A 2,548-nucleotide genomic window follows, 5' to 3' on the forward strand; every position below is an offset into this window, starting at 1 on the left:
TCGTCGCCCCGTTCGGCCAGGGCTGGGTGCGCATCATGGCCACCGCGCTGCTGTACGTCATGCTGGCCCTGGGCCTGAACATCGTCGTCGGCTACGCAGGCCTCCTGGACCTCGGCTACGTCGCCTTCTATGCCGTGGGCGCCTACCTCTACGCCTTGCTCTCGTCGCCGCACCTGTCGGACAACTTCGAGTGGATCAAGGCCGCCTTCCCCAATGGCCTGCACACGCCCGTCTGGGTCATCGTGCCGCTGGCCGCAGCCCTGGCGGGTCTCGCCGGCGTCATCCTCGGCGCGCCCACGCTCAAGCTCAGGGGCGACTACCTGGCCATCGTCACGCTGGGCTTTGGCGAAATCATCCGGGTCTTCATGAACAACCTGGAGTACCCCTTCAACATCACCAACGGCCCGCGCGGCATCAGCCAGATCGACGCCATGCAGTTCGGCCCGCTGGACTTCGGCAAGCCGCTGGACCTCTTCGGCCACAGCTTCCCGTCCGTCGTCCTGTACTACTACCTGTTCCTGGTGCTCGTGGTGGCCACCATCGTCATCTGCCGCCACCTGGCCGACTCGCGCATCGGCCGGGCCTGGATGGCCATCCGCGAAGACGAGATCGCCGCCAAGGCCATGGGCCTGAACACCCGCAACCTGAAGCTGCTGGCCTTCGGCATGGGCGCCACCTTCGGCGGCGTCTCCGGTTCCATGTTCGCCGCCTTCCAGGGCTTCGTCTCGCCCGAATCCTTCTCGCTGATGGAGTCCGTCATGATCGTCGCGATGGTCGTGCTCGGCGGCCTGGGCCACATCCCCGGCGTCATCCTCGGCGCCTTGCTGCTCTCGGCCATGCCCGAAGTCCTGCGCTACGTGGCCGGTCCCCTGCAACAGCTCACCGACGGACGCCTGGACGCCGCCATCCTGCGCCAGCTGCTGATCGCGCTGGCCATGATCATCATCATGCTGCTGCGCCCGCGTGGCCTGTGGCCCTCGCCCGAACACGGCAAGGCCGCGCCCGTCGCAGTGAAGTAAGACAAAAGAGAACACCATGACAGAAACCGTTCTCAAGGTTCAAGGCGTCTCCAAGCGCTTCGGTGGCCTGCAAGCCCTGTCGGACGTCAGCATGACGATCCAGAAGGGCCAGGTCTACGGCCTGATCGGCCCCAACGGCGCCGGCAAGACCACCTTCTTCAACGTCATCACCGGCCTGTACACCCCAGACGGCGGCAGCTTCGAGCTCGGCGGCAGCCCGTACACCCCGACGACGGTGCACCAGGTCGCCAAGGCCGGCATTGCCCGCACCTTCCAGAACATCCGGCTCTTCGCCGAGATGACCGCGCTGGAAAACGTCATGGTCGGCCGCCACGTCAGAACTCACTCGGGCCTCTTGGGCGCCGTCTTCCGCACGCCCGGCTTCAAGGCCGAGGAAGCCGACATCAGGAAACGTGCCCAGGAAATGCTGGACTACGTGGGCATTGGCAAATACGCCGACTTCAAGGCCAGAACCCTCTCTTACGGCGACCAGCGGCGACTGGAAATTGCCAGAGCACTCGCAACAGAACCCAAGCTGATCGCGCTGGACGAGCCGGCCGCCGGCATGAACGCCACCGAGAAAGTCGTGCTCAGGGAGCTGATCGACCGCATCCGCAACGACGGCCGGACCATCCTCATCATCGAGCACGACGTCAAGCTGGTGATGGGCCTGTGCGACCGGGTCACGGTGCTGGACTACGGCAAGCAGATCGCCGAGGGCACCTCCAGCGAAGTGCAGAAGAACGAGAAGGTCATCGAGGCCTACCTGGGTGCTGGTCACGCAGCGCATTGATCAGAACAACAAGAAGGCAGCACGACATGACCACTCCACAAACACTGCTCAAGGTCACCGGCCTGAAGGTCGCCTACGGTGGCATCCAGGCCGTCAAGGGCGCGAGCTTCGAAGTCCGCCAGGGCGAACTCGTCAGCCTGATCGGGGCCAACGGCGCGGGCAAGACGACCACCCTGAAGGCCGTCACCGGGCTGCAGCCCATGGCCGCGGGGCAGATCGAATTCATGGGCAAGCCCATCAAGGGCCAGGGCGCCTGGGACCTGGCCCGCCAAGGCCTGGTGATGGTGCCCGAAGGCCGCGGCACCTTCACCCGCATGAGCATCACCGAGAACCTGCTGATGGGCGCCTACATCCGCAAGGACAAGGAGATCGAAGCCGACATCGACAAGGTCTTCAGCACCTTCCCGCGGCTGAAGGAACGCGCCACGCAGCTGGCCGGCACGATGAGCGGCGGCGAGCAGCAGATGCTGGCGATGGGCAGGGCGCTGATGGCAAGACCCAAGCTCCTGCTGCTCGACGAGCCCAGCATGGGCCTGAGCCCCATCATGGTCGACAAGATCTTCGAGGTGGTCGACACCATCCACAAGCAGGGCGTGACCATCCTGCTGGTCGAGCAGAACGCCAGCCGGGCGCTGAGCCTGGCCAACCGGGGGTATGTGATGGAGAGCGGCGAGGTGACGATGGATGGGCCGGCCAGTCAGCTCTTGAATGATCCGAAGGTTCGGGCTGCTTACCT

At 65.0% G+C, this 2,548-nt stretch carries 3 protein-coding genes; all 3 read left to right on the forward strand.

The annotated features are described in order from the left end of the window. The coding region (locus LRH25_RS32470) for an ABC transporter permease subunit (protein ID WP_231013282.1) at window positions 1-1,019 on the forward strand (1,019 nt) is incomplete at its 5' end. Window positions 1,020-1,035: 16 nt separating this feature from the next. Continuing rightward, window positions 1,036-1,812, forward strand: coding sequence for an ABC transporter ATP-binding protein (locus LRH25_RS32475; protein WP_231013283.1), 777 nt, complete (start codon window positions 1,036-1,038; stop codon window positions 1,810-1,812). Between the two features lie 26 nt (window positions 1,813-1,838). Further along, window positions 1,839-2,548 (forward strand): ABC transporter ATP-binding protein (locus LRH25_RS32480; RefSeq protein ID WP_231013285.1); only part of this gene is annotated, 710 nt, incomplete at its 3' end.

Source organism: Ideonella azotifigens (assembly GCF_021043325.1).
GTDB classification, from domain to species: domain Bacteria; phylum Pseudomonadota; class Gammaproteobacteria; order Burkholderiales; family Burkholderiaceae_C; genus Ideonella; species Ideonella azotifigens.

Coding starts and splice junctions, on each gene's coding strand:
- LRH25_RS32475 (WP_231013283.1), top strand. CDS start 1,036: ATGACAGAAACCGTTCTCAAGGTTCAAGGCGTCTCCAAGCGCTTCGGT.